This window comes from Streptomyces sp. NPDC056628 (genome assembly GCF_042792555.1).
Classification (GTDB): domain Bacteria; phylum Actinomycetota; class Actinomycetes; order Streptomycetales; family Streptomycetaceae; genus Streptomyces.
The window spans coordinates 1-18,391 of sequence record NZ_JBHTWG010000037.1 but is presented as its reverse complement, the minus strand read 5'-3'; the positions used below and the strand labels follow the sequence as shown (position 1 = coordinate 18,391).

The window sequence follows — 18,391 nt, the reverse complement described above, 5'->3', positions numbered from 1 at the left end:
TCCGAATTGGGGAATACCCCGCGGACGCCGCGGTAAAGGATCACTTGCCGGCGGTCGCGTGGACGGTCTCGCCGTTTTCGCTGGTCAGCGTCAGGGTGCGGTGATCGACGCGGTATTTCACCGTGCCGTCGAAGAGCCCCAGGAGCTTCTTCTCCGCCGTCATGAGTGAGGTGTCGCACATCATTCGGGTGGTGGACGCCGTGCCGAGCGTGATACTGCCGTCGCGGACCGTCGCGGCGGCCTTCACCCGGTTGCAGCCGAGACTTCCGCTGACCTGGCCGGTCTTCGCGTCGAAGGTGAGGTGGGCCCGGCCGTCGGCGTCCGGGCTGGTCACGGTCCACTCGGTGCCCTTGAGCGGAGCCGCCTCCTGCCGGGTGAGCGCCACGCGGTCGCCGTCCTTCGTGATGAGGGTGAGCCTGTCGCCGTCCTTCTCGGTGGTCAGGTCGCCGTCCGCGAGGGTGCGGGCGAGGGTCTGCTCGAAGCCGGCCGGGACGCCGTCGCACGCCACCTCCGTCGACCGGATCCCCTCGAAGGCGACGTGGCCGTCGGCGAAGTCGGCCCGGGCGCCGAAGTCGTTGCAGCCCAGGTTGCCCTTGACCTTCCCGTCGCCGGAGATCCGCAGCCAGGCGCTGTCCGGCGCGGCCTTCTTCCGGCCGTCCACGGTCACCTGGTCGACGGCCCAGTGGGCGTCGGAGAGGGACGCCCGCGCCCCGGCGCCGACCGAGTCGCTGCCCGCGTCCTCGCTGCCGCAGGCCGCGGCGAGCGGGAACAGGGTGAGAGCGGCGAGGGCGGCCAGTCGCCGCTGGTTCGTACCGGGTGTGCCGAGAGTGTCCATGCCGGTGGGACGGGAGGGACGAAGGACCGGTTCCGCCCGGTCCTCGCGGTTTCTGGGTTGCGGTCGGGGTCCCGGCTCGGCAGGGTCGGCGCCATCCCCCGTGACCGAAGGAGAGCTCGCGTGAAGACCGGCCGGGAACGTCGTCTGGCTCTCCTCGGAGGCGGGTTCTCCACGGATGACGACGGTGTGCTGGACGACTGGGTGCTCGGTCTGGTGAGCACGGCCCGGCCCCGGGTGTGCTTCGTGCCGACGGCGAGCGGCGACGCGCCCGGCTATGTCGAGCGCTTCCTCGCGGCGTTCGCGCCCCGTCCGGTCGAGGCCGAAGTGCTGCCGCTCTTCCGGCGCACGCTCGACGACACCGCCCTGCGGACGTTCCTGCTCGGCCAGGACGTCGTGTACGTCGGCGGGGGCAACACCGCGAACCTGCTGGCCGTATGGCGCGCGCACGGCGTGGACCGGCTGCTGCGCGAGGCGTACGACCGTGGCGTCCTGCTGTGCGGCATCAGCGCCGGTGCCAACTGCTGGGCCGAGGGCTCCCACACCGACTCCTTCGGGCCGCTGACGCACCTCGCCGACGGGCTGGGGCTGCTGCCCGGCTCGGTCTGCCCCCATTACGACGGTGAGCCGGGACGGCGGCCCTCCTACCGGGCGGCGGTGGCGAGCGGCGCGCTGCCGCCGGGCTGGGCGGTGGAGGACGGCGTCGGCGCCCTCTTCACCGAGGGCCGGCTGACGGCCGCGGTGACGCGTGTGCCGCGGGCCCGGCTGTACCGGGTGGAACCCGACGGGGACGGCGGGGCCCACGAGCACCCGGTGCGCTGCCGTCCGCTCCGTGAAGGCCGGCTCAGCCCATGAGGGGGAGCAGACCGCCCAGGTCGGCGCGTTCGCCGCTCGCGCTGACCTTGGCCTCCGCGAGGGCGTCCGTCCAGGTGAGGCGGCCGGTGGCGAGCCGGATCCAGGTCAGTGGGTCGGTCTCGACGACGTTGGGCGGGGTGCCCCGGGTGTGTCGCGGGCCCTCCACGCACTGCACGACGGCGTAGGGCGGGACGCGTACCTCGGTCGAACCGCCGGGCGCCTTCGCGGCGAGCGCGTCGGCCAGCAGCCGGGTGCAGGCAGCCAGGGCCTGGCGGTCGTAGGGGATGTCCAGGCCCGGCACGGCGGCGTTCAGGTCGTCGGTGTGGACGACGAGTTCGACGGTGCGGGTGACGAGGTGGTCGGCGAGGGGCAGGGCGCCGGTGCGGGTGTCGAGGAGCCGGTCGCCGGGCGCGGTGGCGAGGCGCTCGGTGAGGCGTTCCTCGGTGCGGGCGTAGAGCGCGTCGAGGTCGAGGTGGGCGGCGGCCAACTCCCGGGTGCCGTCGGCGATGTCCCCGGCGCGGGCGGCGGTGGCCGAGGGCCAGTCCAGCAGGGTGAGCCCGGCCTTCGGCGGCTCGTCCCGGTCGAGGTTCCGGCTGACGGTCTCCAGGGCCATGGTCACGTGGGCGGCCAGGTCCCGTACGGTCCAGCCGTCCAGCCGGGTCGGCAGGGCGAGTTGCTCCGCGGTGAGCCCTCGGACGGCCTGCCGGACGTGCCCGAACTGGGCGAGCACGGCGGTACGGATCTTGACGGGGTCATAGGTGCGCGCGCGCTTCTTGGCCGGGGGCATGGGGGCCAGCCTATGCGCGAGGTCACGGCTCGGATCGACGTTCGACGTTCGACGACCTGGCTGTCGCACCGTCCACACCGCGAAGTTCGGCGAGCGGGTGCTCCTGCCCGGTGCGGCCGGTCGAGCTGGACACCGAGATCCTCGAGAACTGTGTGGGCTGAACGCGGAAGGCCCCGTCCGTTCGGTCGAACGGACGGGGCCTTCGTGCGGTACGGCCGGCTACGCCAGCAGCGCCGGGATGGTCGCCTCGTGGGTCTCGCGCAGTTCCGACAGGGTGAGCGTGAACTCGCCCTGCAGCTCCAGCGCGTCGCCGTCCACGACACCGATGCGGGTGGCCGGCAGGCCTCGCGCGCCGCACATGTCGGTGAAGCGGAGCTCCTCCGAGCGCGGGACGGCCACGACGGCGCGGCCGGCCGACTCGGAGAACAGGAAGGTGAAGGCGTCCAGGCCGTCGGGGACGACCAGGCGGGCGCCCTTGTCCCCGAGCAGCGCCGACTCGACGACCGCCTGGATCAGACCGCCGTCGGACAGGTCGTGCGCGGAGTCGACCATGCCGTCGCGGGAGGCCGAGATCAGGATCTCGGCGAGCAGCCGCTCGCGCTCCAGGTCGACCTGGGGCGGCAGTCCGCCGAGGTGGTCGTGGACGACCTGGGACCAGGCCGAGCCGCCGAACTCCTCACGCGTGTCGCCGAGGAGGTAGAGCAGCTGGCCCTCCTCCTGGAAGGCGACCGGGGTGCGGCGGGCCACGTCGTCGATCACGCCGAGCACGGCGACGACCGGCGTCGGGTGGATGGCCGCCTCGCCCGTCTGGTTGTAGAGCGAGACGTTGCCGCCCGTGACCGGCGTACCGAGCTGCTGGCAGGCGTCCGCCAGACCGCGTACGGCCTCCGCGAACTGCCACATCACGGCGGGGTCCTCGGGCGAGCCGAAGTTCAGGCAGTCGGAGACGGCGAGCGGCTTGGCGCCGGTCGTCGCCACGTTGCGGTACGCCTCGGCGAGGGCCAGCTGGGCGCCGTGGTACGGGTCCAGCTTGGCGTACCGGCCGTTGCCGTCGGTCGCGAGGGCGACGCCGAGGCCGGTCTCCTCGTCGATGCGGATCATGCCGGAGTCCTCGGGCTGGGCAAGGACGGTGTTGCCCTGCACGAAGTGGTCGTACTGGGACGTGATCCACTTCTTGCTGGCCTGGTTCGGGGAGCCGACCAGCTTCAGGACCTGGTCCTTCAGCTCCTCCGAGGTCGCCGGGCGGGGCAGCTTGTTCGCGTCGTCGGCCTGCAGCTCGTCCTGCCAGGACGGGCGGGCGTACGGGCGCTCGTAGACCGGGCCCTCGTGCGCGACCGTGCGGGGGTCGACGTCGACGATCTTGCCGCCGTGCCAGTAGATCTCCAGGCGGTCGCCGTCGGTGACCTCGCCGATGACGGTGGCGATGACGTCCCACTTGTCGCAGATCTCGAGGAAGCGCTCGACCTTCGCGGGCTCCACGACCGCGCACATGCGCTCCTGCGACTCGCTCATGAGGATCTCCTCGGGCGAGAGCGTGGAGTCACGCAGCGGTACGTCGTCCAGGGTGACGCGCATGCCGCCGGAGCCGTTGGAGGCCAGCTCGGACGTGGCGCAGGACAGGCCCGCCGCGCCGAGGTCCTGGATGCCGACGACCAGCTTCTCCTTGAAGGCCTCCAGGGTGCACTCGATGAGGAGCTTCTCCTGGAAGGGGTCGCCGACCTGGACGGCGGGACGCTTGGACGGCTTGGCGTCGTCGAAGGTCTCGGAGGCGAGGATCGAGGCGCCGCCGATGCCGTCGCCGCCGGTCCGGGCGCCGTACAGGATGACCTTGTTGCCCTCGCCGGACGCCTTGGCGAGGTGGATGTCCTCGTGCCGCATGACGCCGATGGCACCGGCGTTGACGAGCGGGTTGCCCTGGTAGCAGGCGTCGAAGACGACCTCGCCGCCGATGTTGGGCAGGCCCAGGCAGTTGCCGTAGCCGCCGATGCCGGCGACCACGCCGGGCAGCACGCGCTTGGTGTCGGGGTGGTCGGCGGCGCCGAAGCGCAGCGGGTCCACGACCGCGACCGGACGGGCGCCCATCGCGATGATGTCGCGGACGATGCCGCCGACACCGGTGGCCGCGCCCTGGTAGGGCTCGACGTACGACGGGTGGTTGTGCGACTCGACCTTGAAGGTGACCGCGTAGCCCTGGCCGACGTCCACGACACCGGCGTTCTCGCCGATGCCGACGAGGAGGGCGTCGGACTCGGGGGCCTTCTCGCCGAACTGGCGCAGGTGCACCTTGGAGGACTTGTACGAGCAGTGCTCGGACCACATGACGGAGTACATGGCGAGCTCGGCGCCGGTCGGGCGGCGGCCGAGGATCTCCACCACCCGCTCGTACTCGTCCTTCTTCAGGCCGAGTTCGGCCCAGGGCAGCTCGACGTCGGGGGTCGCGGCCGCGTGCTCGACCGTGTCCAGAGGCGTCCGGCTCATGCGTTGACCAGCTTCTTGAGGATCGAGGTGAAGAAGGGGAGGCCGTCGGTGCGGCCGGTGCCGATGAGCGACTCCACGGCGTGCTCCGGGTGCGGCATCAGGCCCACGACGTTGCCGGCCTCGTTGGTGATGCCGGCGATGTCGTTGAGCGAGCCGTTGGGGTTGAAGTCCAGGTAGCGGAACGCGACCCGGCCCTCGGCCTCCAGCTTGTCCAGCGTGTACTGGTCGGCCACGTAGCGGCCGTCCATGTTCTTCAGCGGGATGTGGATCTCCTGGCCGGCCGTGTAGTCGGTCGTCCAGGCCGTCCCGGCGTTCTCCACGCGCAGCTTCTGATCGCGGCAGATGAAGTGCAGGTGGTCGTTGCCGAGCATGCCGCCGGGCAGCAGGTGCGCCTCGGTGAGGATCTGGAAGCCGTTGCAGATGCCGAGGACCGGAAGGCCGCCCTTGGCCTGCTCGATGACGGTGTCCATCACCGGCGAGAAGCGGGCGATGGCCCCGGCGCGCAGATAGTCGCCGTAGGAGAAACCACCGCACAGCACCACGGCGTCGACCTGCTTGAGGTCTTTGTCCTTGTGCCACAGGGCCACCGGTTCGGCGCCCGCGAGGCGGATCGCGCGCTGGGTGTCCCGGTCGTCGAGAGAACCCGGGAAAGTGACGACGCCAATACGAGCGGTCACTTCGCGGCCTCCGCGACTTCCTCGACGCGGACCGTGAAGTCCTCGATCACGGTGTTGGCGAGGAAGGATTCCGCAAGATCGTGGATGCGGGCGAGCGCGGCATCGTCGACCGGTCCGTCAACTTCCAGTTCGAAACGCTTTCCCTGACGTACGTCCGAGATGCCTTCGAAACCCAGACGCGGCAGTGCGCGCTGCACCGCCTGGCCCTGGGGGTCGAGGATCTCCGGCTTGAGCATGACGTCGACTACGACGCGTGCCACGTGCACTCCCGGTGGTGTGGTGCTGAGCAGGTTCCTGCAAGGTGCTTTCAGACTACCCGCACAAAATTTCTACGCGCGTCGACTTGTAGGAAGCTACGTGACCGTGCTCACGACGCGCACCCGGCGGGCCCCGCCGTGAAAAGTTCCGGAAAAGATCCCGGATCGACACCCGATGCCTATTGCGCGCGACGGTCTCCCCCCACCACGCTTCCACCGAAGTCGCCCCCCTCCTTCTTGCTTTTGGACACGCGGAAGGATTTAGTCGAGCTTCACATTGCATTGTCGGGCACGGTACAAATGAATTGTCAGCGTGCCGTACGAAGGGACCGATATTCGTGGCGCAGAAGGTCGTGGTCACTCTCTTTGACGACATCGACGGCTCAGAAGCGGCGGAAACGATCGCCTTCGGACTCGACGGCAAGTCGTACGAGATCGACCTGAATGAAGCCAATGCCAGCGAACTGCGTAAGGTGCTCGCGCCCTACGTGGAGGCCGGCCGCAAGCGGTCGAGGTCGGGCAAGGCGTTCAAGCAGACGGAGGTCGCCCCCGACCCGGCGGCCGTCCGCGCCTGGGCCCAGGCCAACAAGATGGAGGTGCCGGCCCGCGGCCGTATCCCCAAGAAGGTCTACGAGGCGTTCGCCTCCGCGCAGTGAGCCGGTCCGCGGGACGGGCCTGCGGGCCCGCCGGCGGGCCCTCGGGGCGGTGCGCCCGGACCGGTGCGACAACCGACTTGCGCTACCCCCCTGCTGATCAGCTAATGTCTGGAGCACGCCAGCGGGCGGGACCGAAAAAGTCCAGCTCGCCGAGCATGCGGGTGTAGTTCAGTAGTAGAACATCCCCCTTCCAGGGGGAAGGCGCAGTGTGCAATTCCTGTCACCCGCTCTGCACCGCCGTACCGACCATCCTCGTGGATCAGGTAGGCTGGTGCCCGCGCCGATCGGTGAGAGCTGGTCGGAGGCAATGCGGACGTAGCTCAGTTGGTAGAGCGCAACCTTGCCAAGGTTGAGGTCGCGAGTTCGAGCCTCGTCGTCCGCTCGGGAATGAGACCCCGGTCCTGACGGACCGGGGTCTTTTCGTTGCCCCCGTGCGCCCCGGCCCTTCTGACATTTGTCATGCCGAGTGATGACAGCGCGCACTGCCGGCCGCCCGCGACCGGCGGAAGGCTGAAGGGCATGGACAACGACGAACACGAGCACGTGATCGAGGTCACCGGCCTGCGGCGTGTCTACGGGGGCGGGTTCGAGGCGGTGCGCGGGGTCTCGTTCTCCGTGCGCCGCGGTGAGGTCTTCGCCCTGCTCGGCACCAACGGCGCCGGCAAGACGTCGACCGTGGAACTGCTCGAGGGGCTCGCCCGGCCCGCCGGCGGCCAGGTGCGCGTCCTCGGCCACGACCCCTGCGCCGACCGGGCCGTAGTCCGCCCCCGGACAGGCGTGATGCTGCAGGAGGGAGGCTTCCCGTCCGAGCTGACCGTCGCCGAGACCGCCCGGATGTGGGCCGGCTGCGTCAGCGGGGCCCGGCCCGAGAGCGACGTCCTGGAGCGCGTCGGGCTGTCGGGGAAGGCCGGCGTGCGGGTCAAGCAGCTGTCCGGCGGTGAGCGGCGGCGCCTGGACCTGGCGCTCGCCCTGCTCGGGGACCCCGAGGTGCTCTTCCTGGACGAACCGACCACCGGACTCGACGCCGAAGGACGCCAGGCCACCTGGCAGTTGGTCCGCGAGCTGCGCGACGCCGGGACGACGGTCCTGCTGACCACGCACTACCTGGAGGAGGCGGAGGACCTCGCGGACCGGCTCGCCATCCTGCACGAGGGCCGGATCGCGGCCACCGGCACCCCGGCCGAGGTCACCGCGGCCCAGCCGTCGCGGATCTCCTTCCGGCTGCCGGACGGCTACTTCCTGGGCGACCTGCCGCCGCTCGGCGAACTCGGCGTGATCGGGCACGACGTCGACGGACGCGTCGTCCGGCTGCGCACCCGCGAACTGCAGCGGGCGGCCACCGGGCTGCTGGTGTGGGCCGAGAGGGCCGGCCTGGAACTGCGGGGACTCGACGTGCGCTCGGCCTCGCTGGAGGAGGCGTTCCTGGCGATCGCCCGCGAGACGTCCGCGGCCCGGCAGGCGGCCCGCGCGGAGAACGAACAGGAGTACGCGGCATGAGCGACGCGATCACCACCCCCGCCGGACGGCTGACGGCCCTCGCCCGCGCCGAGCTGACGCTGCTCGGCCGGAGCAGGGGGACCCTCGTCGCCGCCCTGTTCGTGCCGCTGGTGCTGCCGTTCAGCGTCTGGTCGGCGACCAAGGACATGGACCTGGAGAAGGCCGGCCTGACCCCCGGCACCGTCGTCCTGCCCGCCGCCATCGGCTTCTCCCTGCTCTTCGCCGTGTACGGGGCGCTCGTCGGCGTCTTCACCGCCCGCCGCGAGGAACTCGTCCTCAAGCGGCTGCGCACCGGCGAGCTGCGGGACGCCGAGATCCTCGCCGGGTCCGCCCTGCCCGCGGTCGTCACCGGACTCGTGCAGTCCCTGCTGCTGGCGGCCGGCTGCATGATCCTCCTCGACGTCCCGCTGCCGCCCGCGCCCTATCTGGCCGTCCCCGCGCTGCTGGCCGGACTCCTCCTGTGCGCCGCGCTGGCGGCGGTCACCTCGGCGTTCACCCGCACCACCGAGAGTGCCCAGGTCACCACGCTCCCCCTGATGCTCGTCTCGATGCTCGTCTCGATGCTCGGCTCGGGCATGGCCGTACCGCTGGAGGTCCTGCCCGACCGGCTGGCCTCGATGTGCGAACTGCTGCCGCTGACACCGGTGATCACTCTCGTCCGGGGCGGCTGGACCGGCGAGCTGTCCGCGTACGAGACGCTCGGTGCCGCGACCACGGCGCTGGCCTGGACGGTCCTCGCCGTGTTTGCTGTACGGCGGTGGTTCCGGTGGGAACCGAGGCGCTGACGAAGGGGGTACGGAGGCATGCGCGGGCCCGGCGGATGGTGGCGGGGGAAGAGCACCCCGGCGAAGGTGGAGACGTACACCCGGGGGTCGTTCCACTTCTTCGCGCTGATCGAGGTCGCCGGGGCCGGGGCGCCGATGCTCCACCGGGTCGGCGGCGCGGCCGGCGCGTGGCTGCTGCTCCTGATCTGCGCGCACGCGGCGCTCTGCCTGCTGACCGTGTCGCACGCCGTGGACTGGGTGCGCGGGCAGCGTGAGCAGCCGCTCCGGCTGATGTACGGGCTCGGCGCCGCCACCGCCGCGATCGCCGTCGCGACCCTCGCGGTCTCCGAGTACGGCCCGGACGACGAAAGCCTCGACGCGGCCGTGGGCAGCGTCTTCGGCGTCACCATGATCTTCGGGGTGGGCATCATCGCCCTCGGGATACGCGGGCGCAGGCAGGTGTACGCGCTCGTCGCGGGCTTCGCCGCCGGGTCCGGGACCGTCGTGCTCGCGATGACCGGGATTCCGCTCGAAGCGCTGGTCATCGCGGTGATCGTGCTGCTGGGCAGCGGCTTCCTCGCCTTCACCGCCGTGTTCTCCGTCTGGCTGCTGCGGGCCGTCTTCGAGCTGGACGACGCCCGGGAGACCCGGGCCCGGCTCGCGGTCGCCGAGGAGCGGCTGCGGTTCGGGCGCGATCTGCACGACGTGATGGGGCGCAACCTGGCCGTCATCGCCCTGAAGAGCGAGCTGGCCGTGCAGCTGGCGCGGCGCGGGCGGGCCGAGGCCGTCGAGCAGATGATCGAGGTGCAGCGGATCGCGCAGGAGTCCCAGCGCGAGGTCCGCGATGTCGTACGGGGCTACCGCGAGGCCGACCTCGGCGTCGAACTCGCCGGGGCCCAGGGGGTGCTGGCGGCGGCCGGGATCACCTGCGAGGTGACCGGGGAGACGGACGGGCTGCCCGCGGACGTGCAGTCGGCGCTCGCCTGGGTGGTGCGGGAGGCCACCACCAACGTGCTGCGGCACGGGGACGCCGAGCGGTGCGCCGTGGGAGTGCGCAGGACGGAGGGACGGGTGGTGCTGACGGTGGAGAACGACGGGGCCGCCGCGGCCTCCGACGGGGGCGGGGGCTCCGGGCTCGCCGGGCTGCGGGAGCGGCTCGCCGCCGTGGACGGCACGCTGGAGGCCGGCCGGGTCGGTGAGGGGGCCTTCCGGCTGGTGGCGGACGTGCCGCTGGCCGAGGCCGGGGCGCGGGAGGTCGTCGCGTGAGCGAGCCGGTGCGGCTGCTGCTGGCCGACGACGAGCATCTGATCCGCGGCGCGCTCGCCACGCTGCTCTCCCTGGAGGACGATCTGGTGATCGTCGCCGAGGCGGCCAGCGGGCCCGAGGCGCTCGCCATGGCCCGGGCCCACCGGCCCGACGTGGCGGTCCTGGACCTTCAGATGCCGGGCGTCGACGGTGTGAAGGTCGCCACAACCCTGCGGGCCGAACTGCCCGGGTGCCGGGTGCTGATCGTGACCAGCCACGGGCGCCCCGGACATCTGAAGCGGGCCCTTGAGGCGGGTGTGCGCGGATTCGTCCCGAAGACGGTCAGCGCCCAGCGGCTGGCGGAGATCATCCGGACCGTGCACGGCGGAAACCGGTACGTCGACCCCGAGTTGGCGGCCGACGCCATCGCCGCCGGGGACTCCCCGCTGACCGCGCGGGAGGCGGAGGTGCTGGAACTCGCCGCCGACGGCGCGCCCGTCGCGGAGATCGCGCAGCGCGCCGCCCTGTCCCAGGGGACCGTGCGGAACTATCTGTCCTCCGCCGTCTCGAAGCTGGGCGCGGAGAACCGGCACGCGGCGGTGCGCCTCGCACGCGCCCGCGGTTGGGTATAGTGGGTCCCGCGCCACGGCGCATGCGAACGTAGCTCAGTTGGTAGAGCGCAACCTTGCCAAGGTTGAGGTCGCGAGTTCGAACCTCGTCGTTCGCTCCAGAGCAAAGGCCCCGGTCATCGACCGGGGCCTTTGGCGTGGGGCCGTTTTGCTCGGTGTGGGGCGGGGCCGCGGCGCCGGCGCCGGGGAGGCGGGCCGGCGCAGCGCCGCCGACGGCCGTCCGGTCGTCCGCTGGCGGCCCGGTTGCGCCTACTGCCTGCGGCTGCGCCTCCGGCGGGCCCGCCGGACGAACCGGGCGGACATCTGGCGGGACCCGGCCGGGGCGGCGGAGGTCAGGGCGGCCGACGGCGGCGAGACCGTGCCGACGGTCGTCGTCGCCGGGCGACCGCACACCCATCCGGATCGGCGCCGGGTGCGCGAGCTGCTCGCGCTCCCGGACCGGGGCTGAGCGCCGGTCAGCTCCAGCTCATGCCCGTCAGACGCTCGTACGCCTCCACGTACTTGGCGCGGGTCGCGTCCACGACGTCCTGTGGCAGCGGCGGCGGGGGCTGCTCGCTCGCCCGGTCCCAGCCGGAGGCCGGCGAGGTCAGCCAGTCCCGCACGAACTGCTTGTCGTACGACGGCTGCGCGCGGCCCGGCTCCCACTGCTCGGCCGGCCAGAAGCGCGAGGAGTCCGGGGTGAGGACCTCGTCGGCGATGACCAGGGTGTCCCCGTCGAAGCCGAACTCGAACTTGGTGTCCGCGAGGATGATGCCGCGCTCGCGGGCGATGTCCCGGCCGCGCGCGTACACGGCGAGGGTCATCTGCCGCAGCCGGGCGGCGGTGTCCGCGCCGACCTGGCGGGCGACCTCCTCGTAGGAGACGTTCTCGTCGTGCTCGCCGACGGCGGCCTTGGTGGCCGGGGTGAAGATCGGTGCCGGCAGTTCCGAGCCGTCGGACAAGCCCTCGGGGAGGGCCAGCCCGCAGACCGTCCGGGTGTCGTCGTACTCGGCGAGCCCGGAGCCGGTGAGGTAGCCGCGGGCCACCGCCTCGACCGGGACCATCCGCAGGGACTTGCAGACGAGGGTGCGGCCCGCCCAGTCGGCGGGAGCGCCGTCCGGCACATCGGTGCTCAGGACGTGGTGGGGGACCAGGTCGGCGAGCTGGTCGAACCACCACAGGGAGAGCCGGGTGAGGATGCGGCCCTTGTCCGGGATCTCGGTGGGCAGCACCCAGTCGTAGGCGGACAGGCGATCGCTGGCGACCATCACGAGGTCACCGGCCTCGTTCTGGTACAGCTCGCGCACCTTGCCGGTGTGCAGGTGCACCAGGCCCGGAACGTGGAGCGGCTCGGGCTTTTCTACGAATCCGGACACGGTTCCTCCCCGTAAGTCTGTCCCATGCGTCGATTGTCCCGTACGGGGCGTCGGCCGTGGACCAGGGGTGGGGCGGGTGGAGTGCCGGGGCCCTGCCGCGTGAGGTCAGTCACGCTTGCAGATGCGGTCCAGGAGGTTGGCGGTGGCGCGCTGGACCCGGGGGTCGACATGGCCCGGGCGGTCGAGCGCCGGGGACCAGGCGAAGGTGCCGGAGGCGAAGACCAGAGCGCCGGAGTGCGCGCGGTACAGCGACGTCTCCTGGTGGCGCAGCACCCCCTCGCGGTCGGTGTACGGGGAGTGCGCCAGCAGGATGCGCTCCTCGTGGCCGGGCAGCGGGGTGCGCGGGAAGTAGCGGTCGGCCTCGCCCGCCACCAGGCCCGGGATCTCGTCGCCCTCGTGGGCGCCGGTGGCCTCCCACAGCCAGTGGTCGGCGTTGCGGACGATCAGCGGGTGCGGCTCGGGGACCTGCCCGGCGTACTGGATGCCGATGAGTTCCTGCTCGGGGCGGTCGACCTCCCGCCAGAGGACCGGACGCCCCGGGCCCCTGCGCTTGCGGCAGGTGAGCAGGCGGTCGGGGACGCCGGACGGGGACGGGCCCAGCTCCACCTGCCAGTACATGGAGTTGGCGGAGAGGAACACCAGGGACGTGCCGTTCTCCCGGGCGAGCTCGACCGTGCGGCGCATGTTCACCGACCAGTACTCGTCGTGGCCGGGGAAGACCAGGCCCCGGTACCGGGTCGGGTCGACGTGGCCGCCGTGCAGGTCGCGGGCGTCGGCGTAGGCGATGTCGTAGCCGTAGCGCTCGGCCCAGCGGATGAAGTCGTAGGCGTGGCCGACGTGCAGGGGCAGGCCCGCGCCCGCGTACGGGCGGTCGAAGGAGACGGTGATGGCGGCGTCGTCCTCGCCGAGCAGCCGGCCGTCCTCGTCCCAGGCGTGGTAGAGGCTGGCGCCGAGGCGGCCGTCCTCCGGGTAGAGGTTGTACGCCTGCCAGGTGACGTCGGGCAGCAGCAGGAGCAGGTCCGCCGGGTGGTTGTCGCGGACGGTGAACGGGATGTGGGAGCGGTAGCCGTCGTGGGTGGTGAGGACGGCGACATAGGCGCCGTTGCTCCAGTGGCTGGGGACCTGGAGGCGCCAGGACAACCACCAGTGGTGGCAGGAGACGGTGCGGTCGGCGGTGAGCGGCGCGGGCTGCACGATGCCTGACAGCCGGGGGCTCGTGGTGATCTTGGCGGCGCCGTCCCCGCCGTAGTGGCCGATGCGGTAGATGTCGACGGCGAACTCCTGGGGCGGGTCGACCGTGACGTGGAAGTCGACCGCCTCGCCGGGCGCGACCGCCCCGGTGGAGGTGAATCCCTTGATCTGCCGGTGGACGTCGTCCGCGGAGCGGGGTCCCGCGCTGCGGGGCGCGGGGACCCTCGGAGTGCCGGACGTCGGGGGGTGGGCCTGGCCGTCGACGTACCAGGGGACCACCTGGCCGGTGTCGTCGAAGTACGTGACATTGCCTCGCAGCCAGGGGACCGGGCCCTGGCCGAAGGGGTCCGTCACGGCGTGCGCGAGAGCTCCCGACTCCCAGCGGCGGATCTGCTCCGACCCCATGCCGTACCCCTCCCTTGTCCCTCGGTCGCACATCGAGCGTCGTGTCGGGCCCTGGTGCGCCGGGCGCACGCCGTGCCGGTGGTGCACGTCGTGCTCACGGTGCCGGGTGGTGCGCGTCGTGCTCGTCCCGTGCCGGTGGTGCCTGTCGTACGCCTGATGCGCTTGCCCGGTGGTGCCGCCGTGCGGCAGGGCTTCACCGGCTGTCGTGGCGTAAGCCCTTGCCATATGCGCTATCGACCCCAGCACATCACATTGCGCTCGCTTCCTGTCACTATTCGTTGCGAATTGGCCGAAAGTGGAACCGGGGACTCCGACTGAGTTCCGTCGCCCCGGGGCGCGCGGCCGGGGTGCCCGCCGCGTCCTCGCCCGTCAGACCAGGCGTACCGGCTTCTCGGGGCGTATCCCCGACTCCACGAGCCAGGCGCGCAAGGGCGCCGGATCGCCGTCCTGGATGAGGCGGAGGACCCGGGGGGCCAGGTCGGCGGCGCGTTCACCGTCGATGAGCAGGCTGGGCCCGTCGAGCCAGTCCAGACCGGGTGTCGCGCCCGCGGTGTCCATGGCCGCGCAGCAGACCATCGCGGTCACGTGGTCGGCGAGCAGCTCGCGGGAGCTGCGGGGCGGCTGGAGCGGGAAGAGCGGGAGCGTGCCGATGTCCAGCAGTGAGGTGTCGGGCGTGAGCGCCGCCGGCTTCCCTACGGACGCCGCGGCCTCCTCCCGGGCCAGCTCGGCGGTGATCCCGGCGGCCAGCGCCGAACTCCGCTCGGTCTCCTGGTCCTCGTAGGGGTCCAGGTCGTCGGCGGGGGCGGGGGACGGCACAGGATCGGGTGCGGCGTCGGCGGCGGGGTGAGCGGCCGTCTGCGGGTCGGCGGCGGGCCCGTCGAAGGCGTCCGCGGGCGAGGCGGGCGCTTCCGCGGCCGGGGCCGGCGGGTGGGTGGCGGAGAGGGGGTGCCCGGTCTGCGGGGCCTCGGGCCGCGCGGCGTCCTGCGGGGCCGTCAGGTGGTCCAGGACCCGGGAGAGGGTGGGGCCGTCCGAGCCGGGGGGTGCGTCGCCCGGGCCGCGGCGGACGCCGAGGGCGTCGAGGACGCGGTGCAGGCGGGCCGCGTCCGTCCGCCAGGCGCGGTCCACGACCTCCTCCGGATACTCCTGCCAGCCCACCGGCGACCAGTCCGGGCCGGTCTCGGCCGGTCCTCCGTGGAACAGGCGGGCGGCCAGGAGGGAGATGGCCTCGTCGACCGTGCCGGGCTCCTCGAGGAGGTCGCAGGCGGGGCGCTCGCCCAGCCGGGAGGCGAACCCCTCCGCCAGCCGGTCCCGCCGGGAGAGCTCGGTGAGGGCGGCGACCACGCCCGCGTCCAGCCGGGAGGGCCAGCGGCCCATCCGCCAGGCCGGCAGCGCGACCCGCGTCAGCAGCCGGTCCCAGCCCGCGTAGGCCAGGCCGACCTGCTCCTGGGCGACGATCCGCAGACCGTAGTCCACAGCCTGTGCACGCTCGGCGGCCGCCGCGGCCACCCCCCGCTCCATCTCGGCCGCGTGCTCCCGGCAGCTTCGCAGCAGCAGGCGTGCCACCCAGCCGAGGCCCACGCACACCGCCCGCGACCCGGGACAGCGGCCACGCGTGGCGGCGACGGCCACGGCGGCGTCCAGTCCCCGGACGAAGCGCCGGGCCTGGGCTATGTCCGGGTGCGCCGAGGGCCCGGTGCCGGCGACGACCGGGGCGAGCACGGCCCGCAGCTCCCCGACGCGCATCCACCACAGGAACGGGGAGCCGATGACGAGGACCGGCGCGGCCGGCGTACGGCGGTGGGCGCCGCGCCCGCCGCCGCGCAGGGCGTTGAGCCCGTCGTCCGTCTGCTCCTCGGGCGGGGGCGGGCCGTGGGACGGATGGGTGCGGTCCTCCAGCCAGCTGTCGCAGTCCGGGGTGAGCGCTATCGCGGACGGGGCGGGGACGTCGAGCCGGTCGGCAAGGTCGCGCACCAGCCGGTAGAGGTCCGGGGCCTGCTCCTCGCCGATCGTCACGGTGGGTGTGACGGCCGGACGGGCCCGGGCGACGACCAGCGCGACGAGACCGGCGGCGAGCAGCACCAGGGCGGCGAACGGGGTGACCACCCAGCGCACGGCATGCCACCCGGGGCCGGCGAGGTGCCCGGTGGACGGTCCGGCGAGCAGCACCACGGCGAACGCCGCGGGCAGCAGGGCGACGGCGAGCGCACGGCTGCGGACGCGCAGCACCGCCAGGGCCCGGGCACGCGCGGCCTGGGCCCCCGCTTCCATCCCCATCCCGGTCACGGCCGGACCTCACCCCCTCCGCGCTGTCCTGGTCGTCGGAACTGTCCTGGCTCTGCTCACTCCCCCACTGTGGCACCCGCCACCGACATCGCAATGCCGGTGGGCCAAGTGCCGGAACGCTTGCGCGGCACCCTAGTTGGGGCGTCGGCCCACGTCAGTCGGTTGGGCCATCGCTCACTCGATGGAATGGCTTTGGGGAAAGGTGGATGACGGACAGCGAGGATCAGCCCTCTGATCCCGGCACTGGTCCTGCACCGTCCCGGCATACGCCGGGCCCCGGATCCTGAGACGGATCCGGGGCCCGGTCGGTTGGCTCGCGGGAGCGGCTACGCGTCGGCGGCGGCCTTCGCGGCGATGTCCGTACGGTGCTGGGAGCCGTCCAGCCCGATCCGGCCCACCGCCCGGTAGGCGCGGGTCCGGGCCTCGGCGAGGTCCCCGCCGGTCGCGGTGACGGACAGCACACGGCCACCGGCGCTCACGACCGCCTCGCCGTCGCGCCGGGTGCCGGCGTGCAGCACGTAGGCGTGCGGGGCGTCCTGGGCGGCCACCTCGTCGAGGCCGCTGATCGGGTCGCCGGTGCGGGGGGTGCCCGGGTAGTTGTGGGAGGCGACGACCACGGTGACCGCGGCGTCGTCGCTCCAGCGCAGCGGCTCCAGGTCGACCAGGTGGCCCTTGGCGGAGGCGAGCAGGACACCGGCCAGCGGGGTCTTCAGCCGGGCCAGGACGACCTGTGTCTCCGGGTCGCCGAAGCGGGCGTTGAACTCGATCACGCGCACGCCCCGCGAGGTGATCGCGAGTCCGGCGTAGAGCAGCCCGGAGAACGGGGTGCCGCGGCGGCGCATCTCGTCGACGGTCGGCTGGAGGACCGTCTCCAGGACCTCCTCGACCAGCTTCGGGTCCGCCCACGGCAGCGGCGAGTACGCGCCCATGCCGCCGGTGTTCGGGCCCTCGTCGCCGTCCAGGGCGCGCTTGAAGTCCCGGGCGGGCTGGAGCGGCACCACGGTCCGGCCGTCGGTGACGGCGAAGAGGGAGACCTCGGGGCCGTCCAGGTACTCCTCGATGACGACGCGCTCGCAGGCGTTGGCGTGCGCGCGGGCCGCGTCGAAGTCGTCGGTCACGACGACGCCCTTGCCGGCCGCGAGACCGTCGTCCTTGACGACGTACGGGGCGCCGAAGGCGTCCAGGGCCTCGTCGACCTCGGCGGGGGTGGCGCAGACGTAGGAGCGGGCGGTGGGGACGCCGGCCGAGGCCATGACGTCCTTGGCGAACGCCTTGGAGCCCTCGAGCTGCGCGGCCTCCTTGGAGGGGCCGAACACCGGGATGCCCGCCTCGCGCACGGCGTCGGCGACCCCCGCGACGAGGGGGGCCTCCGGTCCGACGACCACGAGGTCGGCGCCGAGCCGTCCGGCCAGCGCGGAGACGGCCTCGCCGTCGAGGGCGTCGACCTGGTGCAGTTCGGCGACCTCGGCGATGCCGGCGTTGCCGGGGGCGCAGTGCAGCGCGGTGACGTCGGGGTCGAGGGACAGGGAGCGGCACAGGGCGTGTTCGCGGGCGCCGCTACCGATGACGAGGACCTTCACGGGGTCAGCCTAACGGCCTTCTTGTGCGGGACGCCGAGGGGCCGGGGGCGGAGGACCTGTGCGTTCCTCCAAAACCCGCCCGGCGAAACCGGGCCGGGGACGGCCTACTCGTTCGTGATCTCCTCGACGACCGTCGCGCCCAGCTCGCGCACGATCAGCTCGCGGCCGGACAGCGCCGACTCGTTGAGGTCGGGGTCGTCGTCCTCCGGGATGTCGTCCTCCAGGGAGACGGAGGGCGGTTCCGGAGCGCTGGGCCGCGGGGCCGGGGTGGGGGCCGGTGCCGACGGGGCCGCCGGTGCCGTGGACGGGGCGGGGGCCGGGCGCGGGGCGGCCTGACCGCCGTAGCCGCCGGGGGCCGGGGCGGCGCCGCCTCCGCCGAAGCCGGGGGGACCGCCCGGGGCCGGGGGCGCCGAGCCGCCGCCCGACGGGTCGACGATCGCCTCGATCTTCCACTGCACGTGGAACTGCTCGGCCAGCGCCTGCCGCAGCACGTCCTCGCTGCCGCTGCTCGCGAAGTTGTCGCGCGCGCCGGCGTTGACGAAGCCGAGCTGGAGGGTGGTGCCGTCGAATCCGGCGACCTGCGCGTTCTGGCTGAGCAGGATCCAGGTGAAGCGGCGGCGGTTCTTGACCGCCTCCAGGATGTTCGGCCAGAGCTGGCGGGGGTCCAGGCCACCGCTCGGGGGCGCGTGGTCGGGCGCCGCCTCTCCGCCTCCCGCGGCGGGCGCGGGAGCAGGCGTCGACGCGGGTGCGGGTGCGCCGGCCCGGGGTGCCGGGGCACCGCCGCCCGCCGGGGCCGCCGTCGGCCAGCCGCCGGGCCGCCGGCCGCCACCCGCGGGGGCGGCGGTGGGCCAGGCGCCGGGAGCGGCAGCGGCGGGCGCCTGCGGGGGCGCGGGCGGCGTC

General features: G+C 73.1%; 15 protein-coding genes, 3 tRNA genes and 2 pseudogenes. 10 read left to right on the top strand and 10 right to left on the bottom strand.

Translation table 11 applies throughout. The features are described 5' to 3' along the window. Positions 1 to 40: 40 nt before the first annotated feature. Positions 41 to 835: an META domain-containing protein gene (locus ACFRAC_RS30590; protein WP_382935322.1), complete on the bottom strand. Its 795-nt coding sequence runs from the start codon at positions 833 to 835 to the stop codon at positions 41 to 43. Between the two features lie 120 nt (positions 836 to 955). Between ACFRAC_RS30590 and ACFRAC_RS30585 the strand changes: the two genes are divergently transcribed. Then, positions 956 to 1,687 (top strand): Type 1 glutamine amidotransferase-like domain-containing protein, encoded by a 732-nt coding sequence (locus tag ACFRAC_RS30585; RefSeq protein WP_382935319.1) that lies wholly within the window; start codon positions 956 to 958, stop codon positions 1,685 to 1,687. Here ACFRAC_RS30585 and ACFRAC_RS30580 read toward each other — a convergent pair. The 4 genes from ACFRAC_RS30580 to purS all read right to left on the bottom strand — a co-directional run bounded on the left by ACFRAC_RS30580 (position 1,677) and on the right by purS (position 5,889). Continuing rightward, the gene (locus ACFRAC_RS30580; protein ID WP_382935315.1) at positions 1,677 to 2,474 is read right to left on the bottom strand and encodes a sterol carrier family protein; all 798 of its coding nucleotides are present in this window, start codon (positions 2,472 to 2,474) and stop codon (positions 1,677 to 1,679) included. The two genes, ACFRAC_RS30585 and ACFRAC_RS30580, sit on opposite strands and share 11 nt — an antisense overlap. A gap of 219 nt (positions 2,475 to 2,693) precedes the next feature. Further along, a complete protein-coding gene (purL, locus tag ACFRAC_RS30575; RefSeq protein WP_382935311.1) occupies positions 2,694 to 4,952 on the bottom strand; it encodes a phosphoribosylformylglycinamidine synthase subunit PurL in 2,259 nt (752 codons plus the stop codon). Then, positions 4,949 to 5,629, bottom strand: a complete 681-nt coding sequence (purQ, locus tag ACFRAC_RS30570) for a phosphoribosylformylglycinamidine synthase subunit PurQ (protein WP_151784785.1) — start codon at positions 5,627 to 5,629, stop codon at positions 4,949 to 4,951. The genes purL and purQ overlap by 4 nt, the downstream gene beginning before the upstream one ends. Then, positions 5,626 to 5,889 carry a phosphoribosylformylglycinamidine synthase subunit PurS gene (purS, locus tag ACFRAC_RS30565; protein WP_055624957.1) on the bottom strand — a complete coding sequence of 88 codons (264 nt, stop codon included), beginning with the start codon at positions 5,887 to 5,889 and terminating at the stop codon, positions 5,626 to 5,628. Before purS ends, purQ begins: the two co-directional genes overlap by 4 nt. Positions 5,890 to 6,224: 335 nt before the next feature. On the opposite strand from purS, the gene ACFRAC_RS30560 reads away from it, so the two are divergent. From ACFRAC_RS30560 to ACFRAC_RS30520, 9 genes and pseudogenes are all read left to right on the top strand, one after another. Continuing rightward, entirely contained in the window at positions 6,225 to 6,542 is a 318-nt protein-coding gene (locus ACFRAC_RS30560) for an Lsr2 family protein (protein ID WP_382935303.1), read from the top strand. A gap of 157 nt (positions 6,543 to 6,699) precedes the next feature. Further along, positions 6,700 to 6,771 (top strand) — tRNA-Gly (locus ACFRAC_RS30555). 80 nt (positions 6,772 to 6,851) lie between these two features. Further along, positions 6,852 to 6,924: transfer RNA gene (locus tag ACFRAC_RS30550), tRNA-Gly, on the top strand. A gap of 137 nt (positions 6,925 to 7,061) precedes the next feature. Further along, a complete protein-coding gene (locus tag ACFRAC_RS30545) occupies positions 7,062 to 8,039 on the top strand; it encodes an ABC transporter ATP-binding protein (protein ID WP_382935301.1) in 978 nt (325 codons plus the stop codon). Continuing rightward, complete coding sequence (locus tag ACFRAC_RS30540; RefSeq protein ID WP_382935298.1) at positions 8,036 to 8,824, top strand: ABC transporter permease; 789 nt, start codon at positions 8,036 to 8,038, stop codon at positions 8,822 to 8,824. The genes ACFRAC_RS30545 and ACFRAC_RS30540 overlap by 4 nt, the downstream gene beginning before the upstream one ends. Before the next feature lie 18 nt (positions 8,825 to 8,842). Beyond that, entirely contained in the window at positions 8,843 to 10,069 is a 1,227-nt protein-coding gene (locus tag ACFRAC_RS30535; protein WP_382935295.1) for a sensor histidine kinase, read from the top strand. Next, positions 10,066 to 10,680, top strand: a complete 615-nt coding sequence (locus tag ACFRAC_RS30530) for a response regulator (RefSeq protein WP_382935291.1) — start codon at positions 10,066 to 10,068, stop codon at positions 10,678 to 10,680. The genes ACFRAC_RS30535 and ACFRAC_RS30530 overlap by 4 nt, the downstream gene beginning before the upstream one ends. A gap of 22 nt (positions 10,681 to 10,702) precedes the next feature. After that, positions 10,703 to 10,778: transfer RNA gene (locus ACFRAC_RS30525), tRNA-Gly, on the top strand. Between the two features lie 68 nt (positions 10,779 to 10,846). Then, positions 10,847 to 11,125 (top strand): annotated as a pseudogene (locus ACFRAC_RS30520) (glutaredoxin family protein); the annotation flags it as partial. Between the two features lie 7 nt (positions 11,126 to 11,132). On the opposite strand, the gene ACFRAC_RS30515 reads toward ACFRAC_RS30520, so the two are convergent. From ACFRAC_RS30515 to ACFRAC_RS30495, 5 genes and pseudogenes are all read right to left on the bottom strand, one after another. After that, complete coding sequence (locus ACFRAC_RS30515; RefSeq protein WP_382935288.1) at positions 11,133 to 12,032, bottom strand: phosphoribosylaminoimidazolesuccinocarboxamide synthase; 900 nt, start codon at positions 12,030 to 12,032, stop codon at positions 11,133 to 11,135. A 105-nt stretch (positions 12,033 to 12,137) separates the two neighbouring features. After that, positions 12,138 to 13,628, bottom strand: coding sequence for a N,N-dimethylformamidase beta subunit family domain-containing protein (locus tag ACFRAC_RS30510; protein WP_382935284.1), 1,491 nt, complete (start codon positions 13,626 to 13,628; stop codon positions 12,138 to 12,140). 369 nt (positions 13,629 to 13,997) lie between these two features. Next, positions 13,998 to 15,911: a hypothetical protein gene (locus ACFRAC_RS30505; protein WP_382935280.1), complete on the bottom strand. Its 1,914-nt coding sequence runs from the start codon at positions 15,909 to 15,911 to the stop codon at positions 13,998 to 14,000. A 326-nt stretch (positions 15,912 to 16,237) separates the two neighbouring features. Then, positions 16,238 to 17,491, bottom strand: a complete 1,254-nt coding sequence (gene purD, locus ACFRAC_RS30500) for a phosphoribosylamine--glycine ligase (protein WP_382935277.1) — start codon at positions 17,489 to 17,491, stop codon at positions 16,238 to 16,240. Positions 17,492 to 17,595: 104 nt separating this feature from the next. Further along, positions 17,596 to 18,391 (bottom strand): annotated as a pseudogene (locus ACFRAC_RS30495) (DNA polymerase III subunit gamma and tau); the annotation flags it as partial.